General features: G+C 57.6%; 1 pseudogene. It reads right to left on the reverse strand.

The features are described from left to right. Nucleotides 1-231 (reverse strand): annotated as a pseudogene (locus SB764_RS45030) (hydrolase); the annotation flags it as partial.

Here is a 231-nt window from a genome sequence, read left to right on the forward strand (position 1 = left end):
CGAGGTGCGCTCGAGGATGTCGTTCTCCGGGTAGACGGCAAGCAGTTCAGGAAAAGTGTTGCCGGAAAAGGATTTCGTCTCGACCGTCGTGATCGTCGTCGGGATGTTGAAGATCTTCGCCGCCTTGGCGAGGCCGACGACGTTGTTCTTCAATGTCTGGCGATCGATCGATTGCACACCGAAGGCCATCTGCGGCTGCTGGTCGATGAAGATAAGCTGGCTGTTGGCGGG

This window comes from Paraburkholderia sp. SIMBA_027, from assembly GCF_046535315.1.
In the GTDB taxonomy this organism is placed as follows: Bacteria; Pseudomonadota; Gammaproteobacteria; order Burkholderiales; family Burkholderiaceae; genus Paraburkholderia; species Paraburkholderia tropica.